General features: G+C 67.2%; 3 protein-coding genes and 1 pseudogene. 3 read left to right on the top strand and 1 reads right to left on the bottom strand.

All coding sequences use genetic code 11. From position 1 onward, the window contains the following. The first annotated feature begins 136 nt into the window (after positions 1-136). Positions 137-985: an IS5 family transposase gene (locus ACFYW5_RS37650; protein WP_389421648.1), complete on the top strand. Its 849-nt coding sequence runs from the start codon at positions 137-139 to the stop codon at positions 983-985. Between the two features lie 58 nt (positions 986-1,043). After that, positions 1,044-1,153, top strand: a pseudogene (locus tag ACFYW5_RS37645) (IS5/IS1182 family transposase); the annotation flags it as partial. Positions 1,154-1,468: 315 nt separating this feature from the next. On the opposite strand, the gene ACFYW5_RS37640 reads toward ACFYW5_RS37645, so the two are convergent. Continuing rightward, on the bottom strand, positions 1,469-1,801 hold the full coding sequence (locus ACFYW5_RS37640) for a hypothetical protein (protein WP_389421647.1): 333 nt from the start codon (positions 1,799-1,801) through the stop codon (positions 1,469-1,471). A 471-nt stretch (positions 1,802-2,272) separates the two neighbouring features. Between ACFYW5_RS37640 and ACFYW5_RS37635 the strand changes: the two genes are divergently transcribed. Further along, positions 2,273-2,887 carry a transposase gene (locus ACFYW5_RS37635; RefSeq protein WP_389421646.1) on the top strand — a complete coding sequence of 205 codons (615 nt, stop codon included), beginning with the start codon at positions 2,273-2,275 and terminating at the stop codon, positions 2,885-2,887. Positions 2,888-2,981 lie beyond the last annotated feature (94 nt).

Below are 2,981 nucleotides of genomic sequence, written 5' to 3'. Positions count from 1 at the left end.
AAATTATCTCGCCCCCACGCCCAACCCCATCCATCCCCCCCCCCCCCACTTAAAACCCGCCTCACAGCCGCCCGCTTGGGGGGGTCGGCCCGCCCTGCGGCGGGCCAGACCCCACCGTCATGTTGAAGGCCCTGACATGCGTGAACGCCTCTATCCCTCGGACACCACGAACGCCGAGTGGGCATTGATCGAACCGCTTCTTCCTCCGCCGGCCTGCGAAACACCCACGGGCGGAAGGCCGGAGAAGCACCCTCGCCGCGAGATCGTCGACGCGATCCGCTACGTCGTCGCCACGGGCTGCAAATGGCGGGCACTGCCCGCCGATTTCCCGCCCTGGCGCACGGTCTGGGGCTTCATGGCCCGCTGGGCGGCCGCCGGGATCATCGGACAGATCCGTGACGCGCTCGCCGCCCGCATCCGCCGTGACCTGGGCAAAGGCCCTCGGGCGGTCGCAACGGTCATCGACTCCCAGTCCGTCAAAGCCGCCTCGACCGTCACCTCCGAGTCCAGGGGCTACGACGCCGGGAAGAAGATCAACGGCCGCAAGCGGCACCTCGTCGTCGACACCCGCGGCCTGCCGTTGATGGTGATGGTCACTCCCGCCGACCTCCACGACTCCGCGGCCGCGAAGGAAGTCCTGTTCCGCCTGCGCCTCATGCACCCCGAGATCACGATCGTCTGGGCCGACTCCGCCTACGCGGGCAAGCTCGTGGCCTGGGCTAAGAAGCATCTGAACCTCACGATCAAGCCCGTCAGCCGCCCCAAGGACGCCTCTGGATTCGTGATCATCCCGCGACGTTGGGTCGTCGAACGGTCGCTGGCCTGGGTCATGAACGCCCGCCGTCACGCCCGTGATTACGAGCGACTGGTCCAGCACAGCGAAAGCCTCATCACCTGGGCCGCGATCACGCTCATGACCCGCCGGCTCACCCGCCGTCAGCCGAAGCCGACAGCCACCCAGGAGCAGTTCACACGAGCTGTCTGAACGGCGCCCCAGCACCACGATCACGCCCCTGAGCAGGCACGAAGTGCAGAAAAAGCTTCTGAATCTGCACGAACACCGCAACGACTGCCGGGCCTACACCGAATCCGGCGTCGACCGCGCCTGCCGCGGAGCCCCGACGATCGCCGACGCGGCTACCAGGGCACCGGCAGCGGGCATGCTCCAGGGCCCTGTTACAACCACTTACCGTGAGTGCCGGCGCATTCCCGCGATGCCGACACCCACGGTCGAACTGCTCCGGCTACGGAGGGGAACTAACACGGCCGGAACGTCCTACCCCACCCTCCTCCTCAGACAGGGGGCAGAACGAGCCGGGACAGCGTATTTCCTCTACGTCAGGGAGCACACCCGAAATTCTGTGTTGCAGCCTTACGAGCGAGGCGGAGCACCCCAACGTAGGCGGGCGCCCCTGCACGAGGGCGCCAGGACGTCCTGTACGGGGCCGCTAATCTGCCCGACTCGTGGTCAGTCGGCCTTTACGCTGACCGTGGCCACACCGCTGAGATCGAATTCCACCTCGGCGCCCGGCTCGAGCGTCACGGTGAAGTCCTGCCCTATGGCGTAGTCCACCCCGAGTTCGAGCCTGGACGTAAGCACATTGGACGCCTTGAGCCTGTTGTCGAGCAGGACCTTGTTCTCCCCGATCGCTATGCACAGCTTGTCGGAGATGTTGCCCGTGACCTGCACCCCATTGCACTCTGCCGCGGCTGCTGGGGTGGCTGCGGCGACGCCGAGGACGGGAACAGCGAGCAGGACGGCTGCGGCCGCGAGGCGGCCGGATATGAAACGACGGGTCATGGCAGGTTCCTTCGACTGGGGGGAGCCCGGGCGAGGTCTCGGCAGGGCAGCACGACAGTGCCTGTGTTTCTGGAGCCGCACAAGACACGCCTATACATCTGGGACACCGGACGATTGATGGGGCGAGAGAGGCGAAGCACGAAGGGCGCACACGGCTCAAACCAAGATGGCCAATTTCCAACACGCGTCTTCGGAAACAGGTTCCAAGACCAAACGGATCGCGCGCCAGATGCACGGACGAGCAGGCTTCACCCTGCTCCGGCACCGCATCCTCCTCGGATAACAGCACGCTCCGTCACCACCGAATGTGAGACAGGGCCGTTCGCTACACAGACCCGCATCGGGCGCGAGGCCGAGCGCTCCCCCGGCGCTACCGGTAGTTCGTTAAATCCGGCGGTGGTGTGGGTTTACGACGGGTCGAGTTGGTCGTAGGCCGGTGATAGGAGCCAACTGCCGTGCTGAGGGCTGAAGATGACTGCTCGCCGTCCGTGTCCGCCCGCGCCGGGGCCGTTGGAGGACTACGCGGCCCGGTTCGACGACCTCTTCTTCAGCCTGGCCCAGCGGCGGGGTTTTCGTGAGTATCTGACCGGGCTGCTGGCGCCGCGGGAGCGGAACAAGACGATCACCTGCCTGGCCGGGGCGGAGCCGGTGGCGGGTGCGGGGATGCCGGGGGTGCAGCGGCTGCAGTTCTTCCTGTCCGAGTCGCCCTGGGAGGCCGAGCAGATCAACGACCGGCGGCTTGAACTGCTGCGCGAGGAGCCGGCGACGGCTCCGCACGACGGCGGGGTCATCGTGATCGACGACTCCGGGGACCGCAAGGACGGCACCGCGACCGCGCACGTGGGCCGGCAGTGGCTGGGCCGGCTGGGCAAGACCGACAACGGCATCGTCACGGTGACCACGGTGTGGACCGACGGCCGCGTCTACTACCCGTTGCACGCGCACCCCTACACCCCTGCCCACCACTTCCCCCGCGGCCGGTCCGACCCGGCCTTCCGCACGAAACCCCAGCTGGCCGCTGACCTCGCGGCCCAGGGCAAGCAAGCGGGCTTCGGCTGCCGGGCGGTGGTCGCCGACTGCGCCTAGGGCCTTGACCCCGAATCCTGAACACGGGTTATGCGGCTGGTGCCAGCGTAGTTGGTGTGTGGTGGAGGGTGTTCTCGAAGGCGATCGGTGATCG

Origin of the sequence: Streptomyces sp. NPDC002779 (assembly GCF_042888685.1) — a bacterium.
In the GTDB taxonomy this organism is placed as follows: Bacteria; Actinomycetota; Actinomycetes; order Streptomycetales; family Streptomycetaceae; genus Streptomyces.
Note: the sequence above shows the minus strand (reverse complement) of the source record. Positions and strands in the feature narration are given on the sequence as shown.

What these genes read in the sequence shown, in the direction of transcription:
- ACFYW5_RS37650 (WP_389421648.1), top strand. Translation starts at nt 137, where the DNA reads ATGCGTGAACGCCTCTATCCCTCGGACACCACGAACGCCGAGTGGGCA.
- ACFYW5_RS37640 (WP_389421647.1), bottom strand. Translation starts at nt 1,801, where the DNA reads ATGACCCGTCGTTTCATATCCGGCCGCCTCGCGGCCGCAGCCGTCCTG.
- ACFYW5_RS37635 (WP_389421646.1), top strand. Translation starts at nt 2,273, where the DNA reads ATGACTGCTCGCCGTCCGTGTCCGCCCGCGCCGGGGCCGTTGGAGGAC.